Origin of the sequence: Rheinheimera sediminis, assembly GCF_004005375.1 — a bacterium.
Classification (GTDB): Bacteria; Pseudomonadota; Gammaproteobacteria; order Enterobacterales; family Alteromonadaceae; genus Pararheinheimera.
In genome coordinates this window covers 148,269-164,576 of record NZ_RZUF01000010.1, presented here as the reverse complement: position 1 = coordinate 164,576, position 16,308 = coordinate 148,269, and the positions used below count along the sequence as shown (strand labels likewise).

Annotated in this window: 13 protein-coding genes; 4 read left to right on the top strand and 9 right to left on the bottom strand. The window is 45.8% G+C overall.

What is annotated here, in order from left to right:
• Nucleotides 1-67 precede the first annotated feature (67 nt).
• The 3 genes from clpB to rluD all read right to left on the bottom strand — a co-directional run bounded on the left by clpB (nt 68) and on the right by rluD (nt 4,459).
• Nucleotides 68-2,653 (bottom strand): ATP-dependent chaperone ClpB, encoded by a 2,586-nt coding sequence (gene clpB, locus EMM73_RS08680; protein ID WP_127686039.1) that lies wholly within the window; start codon nt 2,651-2,653, stop codon nt 68-70.
• A gap of 97 nt (nt 2,654-2,750) precedes the next feature.
• Nucleotides 2,751-3,485: a peptidoglycan editing factor PgeF gene (pgeF, locus tag EMM73_RS08675; protein ID WP_127686038.1), complete on the bottom strand. Its 735-nt coding sequence runs from the start codon at nt 3,483-3,485 to the stop codon at nt 2,751-2,753.
• Nucleotides 3,485-4,459: a 23S rRNA pseudouridine(1911/1915/1917) synthase RluD gene (gene rluD, locus EMM73_RS08670; RefSeq protein ID WP_127686037.1), complete on the bottom strand. Its 975-nt coding sequence runs from the start codon at nt 4,457-4,459 to the stop codon at nt 3,485-3,487. The genes pgeF and rluD overlap by 1 nt, the downstream gene beginning before the upstream one ends.
• Nucleotides 4,460-4,585: 126 nt before the next feature.
• On the opposite strand from rluD, the gene EMM73_RS08665 reads away from it, so the two are divergent.
• Complete coding sequence (locus EMM73_RS08665; RefSeq protein ID WP_127686036.1) at nt 4,586-5,338, top strand: outer membrane protein assembly factor BamD; 753 nt, start codon at nt 4,586-4,588, stop codon at nt 5,336-5,338.
• A 154-nt stretch (nt 5,339-5,492) separates the two neighbouring features.
• On the opposite strand, the gene radA is transcribed toward EMM73_RS08665, so the two are convergent.
• Entirely contained in the window at nt 5,493-6,851 is a 1,359-nt protein-coding gene (radA, locus tag EMM73_RS08660) for a DNA repair protein RadA (RefSeq protein ID WP_127686035.1), read from the bottom strand.
• A gap of 115 nt (nt 6,852-6,966) precedes the next feature.
• Here radA and EMM73_RS08655 point away from each other — a divergent pair, with 115 nt between their 5' ends.
• Entirely contained in the window at nt 6,967-9,516 is a 2,550-nt protein-coding gene (locus EMM73_RS08655; RefSeq protein ID WP_127686034.1) for a PilZ domain-containing protein, read from the top strand.
• A gap of 13 nt (nt 9,517-9,529) precedes the next feature.
• Here EMM73_RS08655 and EMM73_RS08650 read toward each other — a convergent pair whose 3' ends face one another.
• On the bottom strand, nt 9,530-10,426 hold the full coding sequence (locus tag EMM73_RS08650; protein ID WP_127686033.1) for an alpha/beta fold hydrolase: 897 nt from the start codon (nt 10,424-10,426) through the stop codon (nt 9,530-9,532).
• On the bottom strand, nt 10,426-11,487 hold the full coding sequence (gene serB, locus EMM73_RS08645; protein WP_127686032.1) for a phosphoserine phosphatase SerB: 1,062 nt from the start codon (nt 11,485-11,487) through the stop codon (nt 10,426-10,428). The genes EMM73_RS08650 and serB overlap by 1 nt, the downstream gene beginning before the upstream one ends.
• A gap of 83 nt (nt 11,488-11,570) precedes the next feature.
• On the opposite strand from serB, the gene EMM73_RS08640 reads away from it, so the two are divergent.
• A complete protein-coding gene (locus tag EMM73_RS08640) occupies nt 11,571-12,185 on the top strand; it encodes a hypothetical protein (RefSeq protein WP_127686031.1) in 615 nt (204 codons plus the stop codon).
• Between the two features lie 24 nt (nt 12,186-12,209).
• The gene (locus tag EMM73_RS08635; RefSeq protein ID WP_127686030.1) at nt 12,210-13,067 is read left to right on the top strand and encodes a DUF2971 domain-containing protein; all 858 of its coding nucleotides are present in this window, start codon (nt 12,210-12,212) and stop codon (nt 13,065-13,067) included.
• Here the strand turns inward: EMM73_RS08635 and EMM73_RS08630 are convergent.
• The 3 genes from EMM73_RS08630 to argS are packed head-to-tail and all read right to left on the bottom strand — an operon-like array spanning nt 13,062 to nt 16,290.
• Nucleotides 13,062-13,868 (bottom strand): TatD family hydrolase, encoded by an 807-nt coding sequence (locus EMM73_RS08630; protein ID WP_127686029.1) that lies wholly within the window; start codon nt 13,866-13,868, stop codon nt 13,062-13,064. The genes EMM73_RS08635 and EMM73_RS08630 overlap by 6 nt on opposite strands.
• Complete coding sequence (pdxH, locus tag EMM73_RS08625; RefSeq protein ID WP_127686028.1) at nt 13,859-14,497, bottom strand: pyridoxamine 5'-phosphate oxidase; 639 nt, start codon at nt 14,495-14,497, stop codon at nt 13,859-13,861. Before pdxH ends, EMM73_RS08630 begins: the two co-directional genes overlap by 10 nt.
• Nucleotides 14,498-14,550: 53 nt before the next feature.
• A complete protein-coding gene (argS, locus tag EMM73_RS08620) occupies nt 14,551-16,290 on the bottom strand; it encodes an arginine--tRNA ligase (RefSeq protein ID WP_127686027.1) in 1,740 nt (579 codons plus the stop codon).
• Nucleotides 16,291-16,308: the final 18 nt, after the last annotated feature.

Sequence of the window (16,308 nt, the reverse complement as noted above, 5' to 3'; positions counted from 1 at the left end):
GAAGTAGGTGGTTTAGGGCCGAAAATAAAAAAGCCCGCTTCCGCGGGCTTTTTAGTGACTGGAGGTTTTACTGAACAGATCCGGATTCAATGACAAATTGCCCTGCTTTGGCATCGACTGACACTATTGCATTCGGTTTAATCTGGCCTTTCAGTAAGGTTTGAGCCAATGGGTTTTCAATATAGTGCTGAATAGCCCTTTTTAATGGCCGCGCCCCAAAGACAGCATCAAAACCAGCAGCGGCCAACAGATCCAAAGCAGCGTCTGTGACAGACAATCCAAAGCCTTTGTCCTGCAAACGCAAACGCAAGCGCTGCAACTGAATAGAGGCAATATGACGGATATGGGCATTGTCCAGCGGGTGGAACACCACAGTTTCATCCAGTCGGTTTAAAAACTCTGGTCTGAACTGTTTAGTCAGCACTACCATCAGCATATCTTTCATTTGCTGATAATCCTGATGTTGGTAATGCTCCTGAATAAGGTCTGAGCCTAAGTTCGAAGTCATAATAATCACTGTGTTTTTAAAATCGACAGTGCGGCCCTGTCCGTCAGTTAAACGACCATCATCCAACACCTGCAGCAGAATATTAAACACATCAGGATGGGCTTTTTCTACTTCATCCAGCAGCACCACTGAATATGGTTTGCGTCTTACCGCCTCAGTTAAATAACCGCCCTCTTCATAGCCGACATAGCCAGGAGGAGCGCCGACTAAACGCGATACTGTGTGTTTTTCCATAAACTCCGACATATCTATGCGAATTAACGCATCTTCAGTGTCGAACAGAAACTGAGCCAAAGCTTTGGTCAGTTCTGTTTTACCTACCCCTGTTGGACCTAAAAACAAGAAAGAACCTATAGGTTTATTAGGGTCAGCCAAACCAGCACGGGAACGACGAATAGAGTTAGACACAGCCTCCAAAGCTTCAGCCTGGCCGACTACCCGTTTTTGCAGCTCTTGCTCCATTCGCAGTAATTTATCGCGCTCACCTTCCAGCATTTTGCTGACAGGAATACCGGTAGCTTTGGATAGCACATCGGCAATCTCCTGCTCAGTGACTTTGTTTCTAAGCAGCGTCATTTCCTGCATTTCAGCTTGTGACGCTAAATCCAACCGCTTTTCCAAAGCAGGGATACGCTCGTATTTCAGCTGCGACATCCGGTTTAAATCGCCGGCACGACGTGCAACCTCCATATCCAGCCGGGCTTGCTCTAAGTCCGCTTTTATATTTTGTGTGCCCTGCAAAGCGGCTTTTTCTGAGGTCCAGACTTCGTCCAGCTCGTTGTATTTCAACTCAAGTTCGCGAATTTGTTCCAGGATCATGTCACGACGTTTTTTGGTGGCTTCATCTGTCTCTTTCGCCAGTGCATTGTCTTCCAACTTCAGCTGAATAATACGCCGCTCTAATCTGTCCAGCTCTTCAGGCTTCGAATCCATCTGCATCCTGATACTTGACGCAGCTTCGTCAATTAAATCTATAGCTTTATCCGGCAGTTGCCGGTCGCTGACATAACGGTGTGACAAAGTAGCAGCCGCTACTATGGCTGGATCGGTAATCTCTACCGCGTGGTGCAGCTCATAGCGCTCTTTTAAGCCACGCAAAATGGCGATAGTGTCTTCCACTGAAGGCTCATCCACTATGACTTTTTGGAAACGACGCTCTAATGCTGCATCTTTTTCAATGTATTTGCGGTATTCATCTAAGGTAGTAGCCCCTAAACAATGCAACTCACCCCGTGCTAACGCAGGCTTGAGCATATTGCCTGCGTCCATAGCACCGTCAGCTTTACCTGCACCTACCATGGTATGAATTTCGTCAATAAAGAGAATGACCCGGCCTTCTTCTTTTGATAGCTCGTTCAGTACTGCTTTTAAACGCTCTTCAAATTCACCACGATACTTAGCGCCAGCCAATAAAGACCCCATATCCAAAGACAGGACACGTTTGTCTTTCAAGCCTTCAGGTACTTCTTTGTTAATAATACGCAGCGCTAAACCTTCGACTATGGCAGTTTTACCTACACCAGGTTCACCAATCAGTACAGGATTGTTTTTAGTGCGGCGCTGTAGCACCTGAATACAACGACGGATTTCTTCATCGCGGCCTATCACAGGATCTAACTTACCAGCTTCCGCCCGCGCCGTTAAATCGACTGTGTATTTGTTCAGTGCCTGACGGCTGTCTTCCGCATTAGGATCATCCACATTCTGGCCGCCACGAATTTGTTCTATGGCTTTTTCAACTACAGCTTTATCCACACCCAGAAGACGCAATAAATGCCCTAATTCAGATTTGTCTTCACAGGCGGCCAACACAAATAATTCGCTGGAAATATATTGGTCTTTACGTTTTTGCGCGTATTTATCACACAAATTCAGCAGGCTAATAGTGGCAGCTGATAGCTGCACATTGGCGTCTACGCCATCGACTTTCGGCAGTCGCTCTAAGGCTTGGGAAAGCTTGGAGCGCAATTCGTTAGTATTCACACCAATTTTGCTGAACATATCTTTGGTGGATCCACCTTCTTGATTCAGCAAAGCGTGCATTAAATGAATGGGTTCAATAAACTGATGGTCACGGCCTAAAGCCATAGACTGAGCTTCGGCTATTGCCAATTGGAATTTACTGGTAAATCTGTCGAGTCTCATACTATTTATCTCCACGCACATCAAACTGCTGTTGGCATTAAGATGGGGGAGAGCCGACTAATTATCAAGCAATAAAACGTCAAAAATTTGACTTAGATCAGTCAATCCAGATACAAGACGCCATACGGCCTGTTTCGCCATCACGACGATAGGAATAAAAATCATCTGAGTCGGTGTAAGTGCAAAAACCGCCACCGTAAATCTGTGAAACTCCGGCCGCATTCAAACGCAAACGCGCCAGTTGATATAAATCAGCCAGCCATTTACCTGGTTTATTCGGAACAGCCGTAAAAGCTGCGTCAGCTTTAGCTTCTTTTTCGATAAAAGCCAGCCGTACTTCATCACCGACTTCAAACGCAGTGGGGCCAATAGCAGGACCTAGCCAAGCCATCACCTGGCTTGGATCAGTAAACTGTGTCAGGGTTTGTTCCAGCACGCCATCGACTAAACCACGCCAACCCGCATGAGCTGCCGCAACCTGAGTACCAGCTAGATCACAAAACAACACCGGCAGGCAATCCGCGGTCAGTACCACCGACACCAGACCTTTAGTTTTGGTGGTACTGGCATCGGCGGTAAAAGGACCCGTTGAAAAATCAGTCTGCTCAAGCAGCACGCAGTCTGTGCCATGCACCTGATTTAGCCACAAAGGTTCAGCAGGCATATTTATCTGTTGTCTGAAAAGCTGACGATTCTGCGCCACAGCTTCAGGCCTGTCATTGACATGACTGCCTAAATTCAACCCATCGTAAGGAGGCAAAGAGACACCTCCCTCGCGTGTACTGATCGCTGTTTTGACATTAAATGGCGCAGGCCAGTCAGCTTTGAACATCAGGCAAAGTCCAGACCATGAATATCCGTATCGACACGTAAGGCTAATGTCAGCTCAACCATGTCGTCAGGAATTGGCGCATGCCATTCCATAATCTCACTGGTAATAGGATGAGCTAAACGCAACATAGCCGCATGCAGCGCCTGACGTTTAAAGCCACGTAATACCGTTAACAGCGCTTCATCCGCTTTACGCGGAGGGCGTGGACGGCCTGCGTAAACAGGATCACCGACCAGCGGATAGTTAATATAGGTCATATGCACACGGATTTGGTGAGTACGGCCAGACTCCAGACGTAAACGCAAACGGGTGTGAGCACGGAACTTTTCCATCACTCGATAGTGGGTCACCGCAGGACGACCTGAGCTGGTCACTGCCATATGCGTGCGTTTAGTAGGGTGACGGCCTATTGGCTCATCCACTGTACCGCCCGCTGTCATAGTTCCGTGGCAAATCGCTTCATATTCACGGGTAATTTCCCGCTCCTGCATAGCTTCAACTAAATGGGTCTGAGCCGGAATAGTTTTGGCAATCACCATTAAACCTGTAGTGTCTTTATCCAGACGATGCACTATGCCAGCCCGTGGCACTTCGGCAATAGAAGGACAGTGGTGTAACAAAGCGTTTAACAAAGTACCATCGGCATTGCCTGCACCAGGATGCACCACTAAACCTGCAGGTTTATTGATCACCATAATGTGCTCGTCTTCATAAACGATATTTAGGTCTATAGGCTCAGCTTCAAAGCGCTCATCATCTGGTAACTCGGCCTGGATCAATACAGACTCCCCACCCAGCAATTTCTCTCTGGGGGTGTTACAGAGCTGACCATTGATTTGAACCCAATCGGCTAAAATCCATTCTTTTATTCTGGAACGCGAATAGTCCGGGAACATTTCGGCCAAGACCTGATCTAAGCGCTTACCAAATAGGTGATCAGGTACAATTTCTGCAAGTTTTATCTGTTTTGTCATGTCGGAACCAGTTATCCTGTGTGCATACCCGAACAGTCTGGGTTAGAATCGGGCCATAAAAGGCTATTTTAACGGTTTTACTCCAGACTAAATAGCCAATAGGTTTAAGTAGTAGCGGATTTTTAAATGAAAGTGAATTTTTTAGCCATAATCGCCCTAGCTTTAACACTAACCGCCTGCGCGGGGAACAAAAAAGCCGAAGAAGAACTGGTCAATACCAACCAGTCTGCTCAGCAAATGTATGAAGAAGCCAAAGATGTTCTGGATTCAGGGCTCTACAACAGAGCTATTGAACTGTTAAGAGCTATGGAAAGTCGTTACCCATTTGGACCTTTGTCCCGTCAGGTGCAATTGGATCTGATATACGCTTATTACCAAAGCGGTAATACAACTCAGTCTTTAGCCAGCATAGATCGTTTTATTCGTCTGAACCCAAACCACCCGGATTTAGACTATGCCTATTATATGCGCGGCTTGAGCAATCTGAAAGTTGACGAAAATGCGTTTCAGGAGTTTGTAGGCATTGACCGTGCTGACCGTGATATGTCCAGCACCAAACAAGGTTTCGACGACTTTAAAATTTTAGTCAGCACTTATCCAAACAGTAAGTATGCTGACGACGCCAAAAAACGCATGTTTGCTATTAAAGAAAAACTTGTGCGTTACGAACTGCTGGTTGCCGACTACTACACCCGCCGTGGCGCTCACTTAGCCGCAGCAAACCGCTGTAAGTACATTGTTGAGTATTACCGTGATTCACCTGCGGTAGAGCAAGCCTTGGTTATTATGGTCGAAAGCTATGACAAATTAGGTTTAGTGAAATTACGTGATGACGCCAAAGCTGTGTTGTTGCTGAACTTCCCTAACGCTCTGAATTAAGACTTAGGGTCAGGCCTTGAATATTGAATCTAGATTCAACATTCAAGGCCTGACCCCTTTGCTCCCTTGCCCAACATCAATTAGGTCGGATATAAAAACGGCAAAAACGGCTCTTCGGCCGTTTTTTTATGTCTGACCGTACCTAAATTTAGGTTTACAACGCATCCAAAGCTTCGGATAACTTACTGACTGCTACTACTGTCATACCAGGAATTGGTTCTTTAGGTGCATTGGCAACTGGCACTATAGCGCGTTTAAAGCCATGTTTAGCTGCTTCTTTTAAGCGCTCCTGACCACTGGGTACAGGGCGGATTTCTCCAGACAATCCCACTTCACCAAAGACAACCAGCTCGTTAGACAAGGCTTTATTCTTAAAACTCGATACTAATGCCAGTAAGGTGGCTAAGTCAGCACTGGTTTCATTCACTTTAACGCCACCAACCACGTTAACGAATACATCCTGATCAGCCATTTGAATACCAGCATGACGATGCAATACAGCAAGCAACATCGAAATACGGTTCTGTTCCATGCCCAAAGTAACCCGGCGTGGATTATTTAATGGCGAATAATCGACTAAGCCCTGAATTTCAACCAGCAAAGGTCGGGTCCCTTCCCACAGCACCATGACAATAGAGCCTGGGGTATCTTCTTTGCCGCGGCTTAAAAATATAGCTGATGGGTTTTTCACCTCCCGCATGCCCTGCCCTGTCATCGCAAAGACGCCCAGTTCATTGACAGCACCAAAGCGGTTTTTGTTGCCGCGCAAAGTACGGAATCTGTTGTCTGTATCGCCGTCCAGCAAAATAGAGCAGTCGATACAATGCTCCAGAACTTTAGGCCCAGCCAAAGAGCCGTCTTTGGTGACATGCCCCACCATAATGACAGCTACATTGTGCTGCTTAGCAAAACGGGTTAAATAGGCAGCACTTTCACGGACTTGGGATACACTACCAGGCGCAGACTGAATATCGGTCATTTGCATCACCTGAATAGAGTCAATGACCATTATGCGCGGCTTTTCTTGTTGAGCCAGCTGGCAGATGGTCTCGACATTGGTCTCAGCCAGCATCATCAGATTCTGAGTAGGTAAGCCTAGTCTGTGGGCTCGCAGCGCGACTTGTTGCAGAGATTCTTCACCCGTGACATACAAAGCTTTATCTGTTGTGGCTAAACCACACATAATCTGCAGCAACAAGGTACTTTTGCCAGCACCAGGGCTACCACCGATCAAAATAGCTGAACCCGGCACTATACCGCCGCCTAAGACCCGGTCAAACTCGGCAAAACCAGAGCTAAAACGTGGCACATCCTGCAAGTCAACCTGATCTAAACGAATCACTTTCGCTGCAGTAGCGCCGGCATAACCGTCAAAACGTTGTTGTTTTGTCACGCTGGGTAAACGCACTTCGCTGATACTATTCCAGGTACCACACTCAGTACATTGACCCTGCCAGCGGACAAAGTCGGCGCCACAGTCGTTACAGACGTATGCGCTCTTAGTTTTAGCCATGTTTTATCTCATTTTATTAAAAGGCACGATTATTGCTTTTACGTCCTACTGGTTTTACTCTAACCCAAATTAATCATTCAGGGATAACCTCTGCCCTGTTAGTGTTTAAGCGAGCATGACAACAAACGACTTACAAGCTTACAGCGGCGTCCTGCAGCGCCTCAAACCCCTTATCAACACCCCGCTGTTTGATGAGGAGTTTCGGCTATTGACCGGAGACTTAGCCAAATCGCAACAGTTTCTGATCAAAATGGAATTAAAACGTCTGGGGCAGCCATGCACCTATTATATCGATTTACGTGGCAGGGTCGACGGAGAAGTTCGCGCTTTTGTGCACAAAGGCCAAACTCACTATCTTGATGAGGTAGCCATTCGAACTTTTGAAAAAGGCATTCAGCAGTATGGCCACTATACCATTGGCATCTTCGAAGAAGTGACCAATACCGATAACAACTTCAGAGTCAGGCATAAGCAAGAAACGAATAAGAGGCTGCAGGTTGTTTTATCCGGCGAAACCTCTGACGTTTTAACTGGCTCAGTAGTGCCTACTTCAGACATAGATGCCACGGCTAACGACTATAAAGCGGCTCAGTTACTCCGTTTTGCTGGCTATAATATTCGCAGTGAAGAGCGAATGAATTTTTCAATTGATATTGAAGTCGTATTGCAAGACGAAGATCGTTTTCCAGCCAGCACTAGTGATCTCTCCGTATCAGGTTGTAAAATCAAGATCCCACTGGCAATAGAAATGACTGCAGGGCAAAAAATTGCCATTTTTTTCCGCGGTTTAGAGCAGGAATTTGCCTTTGGTATGAACAATGGCATCCCTTATCAGGTGATTGACGTTGAATCCGCCGACAAAAGTTATTATGTTCGACTGAAACGTTTACCTTTGGCTGACGAAAAAGGCTTTTCTGAATTCCTGCAGCACTTTATACATGGCAATAAAAGACGTTACAAAGTAAACCTGGATAATACTTACGAAGCTGTCTTTATTAAGGGCTATGAACAATTTTATTTACCTCGGATCAGCTCGTTGCCAGTGTTTTTAGCGGTAAAAGAAGGAAAGGCCTTACCCAGCTGTGTCTTGACGACAGAAAACAGCAGACATCTGATGCACTACTTCCAGGATGAGCGTCAACAAAATGTGTTACCTCAACTTCTGCATGTACGGCGGATAAAACAATGCCTTGCAAAAGAGGCCAATGAAAACAGTACCGTACTTTACACTTTTACCCACGCAGCTAAAGGCAGATTGTTTTTTTATTCGGCCACCACAGAAGAATTACAACAATATGCCGAACTAAAAGCCGTTTTTTTTGGTTTTGGTGCAGCAAAAGCCAGCTTCCGTGCATTTCGCATGTCAGTTTTACGCACTGTCCCTGCTCACGCTCATATTTTGCTGTCATTACCTAATACAGTAGACCAAGAAGTACAAAAGCTGAATCAACCTCCAAACCCATTAATTGCAAATTTTATCCGGGACTTACGCTATATAGTCTCTCTGACAGATATCAGCACAACCCAAAGCAACAATTTGTACAAGGCAATGACTTACGATGCTGCTTTAGTTAACCAGTTGAAAGTATTTGGGCATGCCAAACTTGAGCAGGTTCCACCTATTGAAAGTGCTTCGGTACAGTATGTAAATTTGCGTTCTGAAAGTCGATTTTTGTACAAAACCACAGTGCTTTTGGAACGCGACAAAAGTGGCGACATTACAGCTTTTAGTCGTGACTTCTCGAGTAAAGGTCTCCAACTGGAGTGTTCTGAGCCTATTGAATTTGTTAAAGGCGACAAAGTACGCATCAGTTTGCCTGAATTACAAAAGATCACTACTAAACATCAACTTTCAGCTTTGCCCTACGAGGTGATGGCTGTCAGTAAAAATAAGTTGATTATAAATATGAGGGTTATAGATCCAACCAACGATCATCCGGGAAAAATATTTTTCCAGCAGTTGATCAATAACAACAGAAGTAAATTGACCATGGCGGAAGAGACACCGAAGTTTCCCGGCCTTGGCCCTGCATTACGCAATATGTATGTAAAAGCCTTGGATACCTTTGCCTTTTATGTGCATCGTCAGGGGGTTCGCTACAACCTTGATGTAGTGGCTATGGGTGCCAAACCCAGCGCTTTACACAAGTTACTGGCTCATTTCAGTGAGGACTCTGCTTCGATCACCATGTTACCTTTGCTGAAAAACAATGCGACCAATTTGCAATTTGCTAATCAGCTAAAAAAAATGAAACGTCAAGAAGTGCCTTTCAGTTATGAGGTCTTTCTGCGCTTCACGCCTGATCAGCAAAGTATCGAACAAAGTTTTGAAACCCGGTTTGATTTTGATTTCCAGCAGCAAAATGCAAAGAAAGAATTTGTTGATGATGTAGTTAGCAGTGGATTGTTGTTTGCGTTTAAGATCTTTTTATCTCGTACCGGCCGTCCTGATACTGAGCATATTGCCAAAGAGCTTGGCTATGTCAGTACTTATGCTATCCACAAGGCCAAAGTGCTGGAAGAGGAACTTTGGAGTGTAGTCGGTGTGGGGGATGTAATTGATATCACTGACGAGGTTTTATTGCGTTTTAACCTGAGTCATGAGCAGATCGTTACACAACAACAAAAACGACTTGCACTCTTAGCTACACTAAAATCGCCATAGTACCAGCTACTGGCTAAAGCAGTTTCAGCCACTGCTCAAGTCTGGCAAAGTGATCAGTTAAAGCCCTTGCATCCGTCAGCATAGAAATGTGGTCATAATCTTGCTGATGACCAGGCTCTTTACCAAGAAGGCTGTAAACTCCAGAATTCAAACCTGTTTCTACCAAAAACGCTTGTACATCAATAGGATTCCCTAATAGCTTGTCTCCAGTAGCTGCAAAGTGCCAACTGCGCGGCCAACAGATAGCAGCGCAAGCGGCAGCATAATCAAAGCCATCTGTAGGATCAATAAAGGCTCCGCCACAGATCCAGTCAATAGTATCCAGCACATACTGAGCGGGTTCATTGTCAGCACCAAAACGCCATTGCTTAGCCGGTAAATAACCATACAAAAGACACAGCAGCGGCGACAGCCTGTTCCAGACTAAATCAATATGCAGACGTTTTTTAAAGCCTCCCACGCTAATCACTCGTTTTGTGCCGAAGGTAACGATTGCTTTCACCTTAGGTAGCAGCTCTGGAAAACGCGCTAAACTTGCCGCCAACACCACGCCAGCCCAGGAATGCGCCATCACTACGACAGGCTGCTGATGCTGTTGGTACAGATGAGTGATTAATGCTGGAATATCCTGACAAATCAGTTGCTGCTGACTGTGATTAAAACGCCTGCTGGCTTTAGGGCTGGATAAACCACGGCCGGCAAAATCAGCACAAGTGACAACAAAACCACGGTCTGCCAAAAAACAGCCTAAACCCCGGCCTTTTTCATTATAAAAAATCCGGCTGTTTTCAATAGCGCCATGCAGCATCAGCACTGGGTAGGCAGATCCTGCTTTATCAGGCGTCAACTGCCGCAAATGCAGCTGATAATCAGCGACATGAAGCCAGGCTGAGCTTTGCAGGTGTTGCATCAGCTTTCCAGTAAATACAGCAGTTGCAATAACGAGCCTTGCCGTATCGCCGCTTTGGCCTGAGCCTGCACCTTAGGTTTGGCATGAAAAGCCACACCAAGGGCTGCGACAGCCAGCATAGGTAAATCGTTCGCCCCATCACCAATAGCCACAGTCTGACTGGCGGGGATCTGGTATTGACTGGCAATCTGCTGTACTACATCTGCTTTAGTCTGAGCATCAACCACTGCACCCAGCACCTGCCCTGTTAGTTTGCCATCGATGATTTCGAGCTGATTGGCAAAAGTCGCGGTCAGTTGTAAACGTTGTTTTAACGCTTCAGTAAAGTAAGTAAAGCCACCGGATGCAATCACCACTTGCCATTGATGCTGCTGTAAAAACGCCACTAAGGCTTCTAAACCAGGCATTAGTGGTACTACATCCAGCACTTGTTTCAATATGCTCTCTGGTGCGTCTTTCAATGTAGCAACCCGTTGGCGTAAGCTTTGAGCAAAATCCAATTCGCCATTCATAGCCCGGGCAGTCACTGCAGCCACTTGCTCTCCAACACCTGCTAGCTTGGCTATCTCATCAATGCACTCAATCTGGATGGCAGTGGAATCCATATCCATCACCAGTACACCAGGTTGCTTTAACAGCACCGGAGCTGGCAGATAGACCAATTCAGCTGCCCAGGGCTCACTCAACTGGCGCAAAGCCTGGATATGCTCTGTGCTTAAGGCAAAAGGTAAATCGATACGCACAGCTAAAGCTAAATCAGCGTGAGGACGATACAAACTTAAATGATAAGCCGCATCAGCAGGCAATAACTGCAGCACAGCAAAGAGTTGCTGTAACGTGACGCTGCCGGAAAAAATCCGCAGGCTGGCAGCGCTCTGGGCTGTGACTAATCCAGACCAAAATTCTGGAGCTGAAACAGCGTCTGCCGCTTCACGTTCGCTTTGATAGAAACCGGAAGCATGCATCTGCACTGCGTCTTGTGTTGCGCCATGCGCTGTTAACCATTGAATTAAACTGTTGTCAGCAAAGGAGTTTGGGTCAATCTTATAATAAAAGCTCAAAGGGCCACCTGTACTTCATTCTGTTGCCGTGGCATTCTACCGACATTTTTAAGCCATTGTCAGTGTAAAAATCAGGCAAATTGATGCAATCAAGCGGATATCAGCACAACAAAAACTCAAAATACTTCCGAGTGGTCCAGCTATTATTGGCTTTACTGGGAATTTGGGTGCTATCGCAATGGTGGTGGAACAGTAACCAGCAAGGTGAACTGTTGTTTCAGCAACAGAGCACAGAATTGATGCGTTCGACTCTAATAGCTTTATCTCATACTGCAGCTTATTTGATAGACAACGACCAGTTAGAAAGTTTAAACCAACTGACTACACATATTGCCGCTACACCTTATTTGCAGGATGTGGTGGTCTATGATGCCAACGGCGTGAAGTTGTCTGCTTCAGAAGGCACAGCAGCGGCTCAGCTGTTGTACGCGCCTCAGCATGAACAAGCTCTGCTGGCTATGGTGCAGGAAATCACTCAGCAAGGCCGGGTCATAGGCTATATCAAAATCAGTATGAAAATGGATGCTAGCTTATTGCCTGTGACTCAAGCCTGGCAGCAGTTAATGCGGCAGGTGTTCTGGATGTTATTACTTGCAGGAGTTGTGGCTTTTATGTTGCGCGGCACCTGGAGCAAAATCACTCATCAGTGGCAAAAATGGCGTCGCAGCAAACAGGCAGATGCTGCGAATTTGCTTTAGGCAAGATAAGGAGTATTGCTATTTATGAGACTGTTTAAATTCAGGCAGGGAAATAGCGATGATTTAAAAGCTCTTGAAAACAGCCAGCTATGGTTTGCCAGAATAGACACTCTAAATGACGAAGAAGAATTTAGCTGGATGCTCGATAAGAACGTGTCAAATGCTGAATGGGTAAACCTGCTTTGTGAATTTTATCAACGACGTCTCGCCAGATCCAATACGCCAGTGCAGCTTGACGATATGATCAAGACTGTTATTCGTATGCAACAGCCAAGAGCAGAAATAAAAGACATACCTCAAATTTTCCTAAAAGGTATCGACTCGTTTTTGAATGATATAAAAAACTCCATAGGGATCTGTTCTATGGCAATGGCTTGCGAAGATCATATGTATCCCTACCCTTTAACAAACCCAAATTTTTGGAAAGAATACGCGAAGCATACTGAAGGCACCGCGAGTTCTAAATGTTATTGTCTAGAATATGACAGCACAGTTTTGGAGAGTTTTTTTGATTCTGGGGAAGATGGCAAATTTACCCACGGTAGGGTTCAATACTCAGATAACAATACAGTCGTCATCACCGTATCAGATTATGCGGCATACTTGAAAAATGAGCTTAGTTCGGATTTATTGCGCAAAACCAGTACAGCCGCATTTACAAAAAAATCTAAATGGATGGATGAAATAGAATACCGTTTTATTTCAGGGCGTATAGGACTGCAATCAATCCCTGTTGAGGCTCTAAAGGCTATTTATGTGCCTAACACGCTTGAAGAAAAAATAAGAGACAAACTATTCGGCATAGTAGACCGCCAGTACCCTAGTACGGAAAAAATCGAGTTCAATTTGGAAACTCCTTCCGTTGGATTTAGAAAGTTATAAACGGTATTGGAACAGCTGAACAGTGTTGTTATAAAGCACTTGTGCAATATGCTGAGGATCTTCACCTCTTAATTCTGCCAACTCTTTCAGTACCAAAGGTAACATAGCTGGTGTATTGATTTGGCCCTGAAAACCATTTAGTGGCATCGAAGGAGAATCAGTTTCCAGTACTAAAGCATCGAGTGGAAATTGCTTGACGGCCTTGCGGGTTTTCTCAGCGCGATCGTAAGTAATAGTACCGCCAATGCCGAGCTTAAAACCCCTGTCAATAAAGGCTTTGCCTTGTGCAAAGCTGCCCGAAAACGCATGCAAAATGCCGCCTTGATTAAACTGCTGCTGTTTAAGGACCTGCAGTAATTCATTCTGTGATTTGCGGTGGTGTAAAATCACTGGCTTTTTCAGCTTAGCTGCCAGCTGCAGCTGCAGCTCAAAACACTGCCGTTGCAAAACAAAACTTTGTTCATCCAGGGCAAAATCCAGCCCTATTTCACCTATAGCACACACTTCTGGCAGAGCTGCTAAAGCCTCAAGTTCGGTTAAAGCCGCAACTTCAGTCTGACTGGCCCACCAGGGATGTACGCCCAGTGCAATATAAAAACCATAACATCGCTTTAATTCCAGCAAAGGCAACCAGGCCGAGGATTGCACTGCAGGCACTAAAAAGCTTTCAACACCCACAGCTTTGGCGTTCGCAAGATGCAACTCAAGTTGTGGCAATAACTCGGGTAAATCCAGATGACAGTGACTATCAAATAATACAGGCCGCGTATCGGCGGCCTGTGAAGAAAGGGTTATGGGCATAAACGCTCTATGGCCCAACTTTGATCGGCTTGCTGCTTGTACATAAAGCGGTCATGCAGCCTGTGCTCTCCACCTTGCCAGAATTCAATCTGATGAGGTTTGACTAAAAAGCCGCCCCAGAACGAAGGTACTGGCACTTCGCCATGCTCAAATTTATGTTTAATTTCAGCAAACTTTTGCATCAACACCTGACGGGTCGACACAGGACGACTTTGCTCCGAAGCCCAGGCCGCCAGTTGACTCTCTTTTGGTCTGGACAAGAAATAACTCATCACCTGACTGGTCGGAACCCGCTCTGCGGTGCCATAAACAATCACCTGACGCTCCAGTGGATGCCATGGAAAATGCAGACTCACCTTTGGGTTGTGCTCCAGCTCAGAGGCCTTACGGCTGCCTAAGTTGGTATAAAACACAAAACCTTTACTGCTGAAATCTTTAAGCAACACCAGACGTTGTGATGGCTGGCCTGATGCATCTACTGTAGCGACACACATAGCTGTAGGATCTGGTAACTCAGCCGCTACCGCATCTTTCAGCCAGGCTTCAAACTGCAGGAAAGGATCGGCATCAAGCTTATCCATATCCAGTTTATCCATAGTGTAGCTGCGGCGAATATCAGCAATTTTCATCAGTTTGTCCTTGAACAACGAATAGCCAGAGGGGATATCTGGTGTGAAGCGGATTACATCCGCTCCATGACCTCAATACCTAATAAGTCTAAGCCCTGTTTTAAGGTTCGGGCCACCAGAATACTCAGCATTAAACGGCTGTTTTTCAGTTCTGGTTCAATGCCTTCTTTTAAAATAGGGCAAGCTTCGTAGAAACTCATAAACTGGCTGGATAACTCGTATAAGTAGTTACACAACAGGTTAGGCACCGCATCTTTCATCACAGCCTGTAAGGTTTCTTCTAAGCGTAACAGTTTGACGGCTAACTGCTTTTCCTGATCTTCTAAAAGTTGCAACGGAGCTAGAAAGCTCTCGTCGATACCAGCACGGCGCAAAATACCGCTGACACGGGTATAAGCATATTGCAGATAAGGGGCTGTCGCACCTTCAAAACTTAACATGGCGTCCCAGCTAAAGACGTAATCACTGGTACGGTTTTTCGATAAGTCGGCAAACTTCACTGCACCTATACCTACTTTACGTGCCACTTCAGCCATTTCTTCGGCGCTTAAATCAGAGGATTTTTGCTCTACCACAGCCTGAGCACGCACTACGGCTTCTTCTAACAACTCAGCCAGTTTCACAGTGCCACCGGTACGGGTTTTAAACGGCTTACCGTCTTCACCCATCATGGTGCCAAAGGGGCAATGATCATAAGCCACGTGATCTTTTAACAAGCCGGCTTTGCGGGCCACTAACTCTACCTGTTTAAAGTGCAGCGCCTGACGGGCATCGGTAAAAATCACGATGCGATCGGCAGCTAAATCAAAACTACGGTACTGACAGGCAGCTAAATCTGTAGTGGCGTACAGGAAGCCACCACCGGTTTTTTGCACTATAAATGGCGAAGGGTTGCCCTCTTTATCTGCCAGTTCTTGCAAAAACACCACTAAAGCGCCTTCACTTTCTACTGCTAAACCCTGCTGCTTTAAGCCATCGACTATAGGCTGCAGCATAGCGTTATAGGCGCTTTCTGGCTTGATATGCTCATGGCCTAAAGTCACTTTTAAAGTTCTATAGACATCATCGCTGTGCTTTATTGAAGTATCGATAAACAGCTGCCATAACTTCTGGCAGTGCGCGTCGCCGCTTTGTAATTTCACTACATAGTCACGAGATTTATCGGCAAAACCTGCTTCATCGTCAAAACGTTTTTTCGCTTCGCGGTAGAAGTCTTCCAAATCAGCGAGAGCCACTTGCTCTAAGTCGATGCCAGCCGCCAGCTTGTCTTCCAGATGCGCAATCAACATACCAAACTGCGTACCCCAGTCGCCCATATGGTTCTGGCGAATGACTTTATCACCCCAGAACTCCAGACAGCGCACCACGGCATCGCCAATAATGGTGGAGCGCAAATGACCAACATGCATCTCTTTGGCGAGGTTTGGCGCTGAGTAATCTACGACTACAGTTTGCGGTGCCTGATTTGCGCTTAAGGTTAAACGTGGGTTTTGTGAAGCACCAACCAACTGAGCAGCTAACCAGTCTTTACGTAAGGTGACGTTAATAAAACCAGGGCCTGCAATTTCAACCTTTTCAGCCATATCGGCTAAATCCAGTTGTTGCACCAGCTGCTGCGCCAAAGCACGGGGATTGGTTTTTAATAACTTGGCAGCCGCCATAGCACCGTTAATTTGGTAATCACCAAATTCAACTTTAGTACTGATGGTGACAGCCGTATTGGTGTCAGCAGGCAAACCCAGAGCTATCATAGCGGCCTGAGTTTTTGCAGATAATAATTCTTTGATATTCATAAAAAACCTTTAGTGCCT

Bases quoted from the DNA above. Each gene is read 5' to 3' on its own strand.
- argS (WP_127686027.1), bottom strand. From the start codon at position 16,290: ATGAATATCAAAGAATTATTATCTGCAAAAACTCAGGCCGCTATGATA.
- EMM73_RS08630 (WP_127686029.1), bottom strand. From the start codon at position 13,868: ATGCCCATAACCCTTTCTTCACAGGCCGCCGATACGCGGCCTGTATTA.
- EMM73_RS08640 (WP_127686031.1), top strand. From the start codon at position 11,571: ATGCAATCAAGCGGATATCAGCACAACAAAAACTCAAAATACTTCCGA.
- radA (WP_127686035.1), bottom strand. From the start codon at position 6,851: ATGGCTAAAACTAAGAGCGCATACGTCTGTAACGACTGTGGCGCCGAC.
- rluD (WP_127686037.1), bottom strand. From the start codon at position 4,459: ATGACAAAACAGATAAAACTTGCAGAAATTGTACCTGATCACCTATTT.
- EMM73_RS08650 (WP_127686033.1), bottom strand. From the start codon at position 10,426: ATGCAACACCTGCAAAGCTCAGCCTGGCTTCATGTCGCTGATTATCAG.
- pdxH (WP_127686028.1), bottom strand. From the start codon at position 14,497: ATGAAAATTGCTGATATTCGCCGCAGCTACACTATGGATAAACTGGAT.
- clpB (WP_127686039.1), bottom strand. From the start codon at position 2,653: ATGAGACTCGACAGATTTACCAGTAAATTCCAATTGGCAATAGCCGAA.
- EMM73_RS08665 (WP_127686036.1), top strand. From the start codon at position 4,586: ATGAAAGTGAATTTTTTAGCCATAATCGCCCTAGCTTTAACACTAACC.
- pgeF (WP_127686038.1), bottom strand. From the start codon at position 3,485: ATGTTCAAAGCTGACTGGCCTGCGCCATTTAATGTCAAAACAGCGATC.
- EMM73_RS08635 (WP_127686030.1), top strand. From the start codon at position 12,210: ATGAGACTGTTTAAATTCAGGCAGGGAAATAGCGATGATTTAAAAGCT.
- EMM73_RS08655 (WP_127686034.1), top strand. From the start codon at position 6,967: ATGACAACAAACGACTTACAAGCTTACAGCGGCGTCCTGCAGCGCCTC.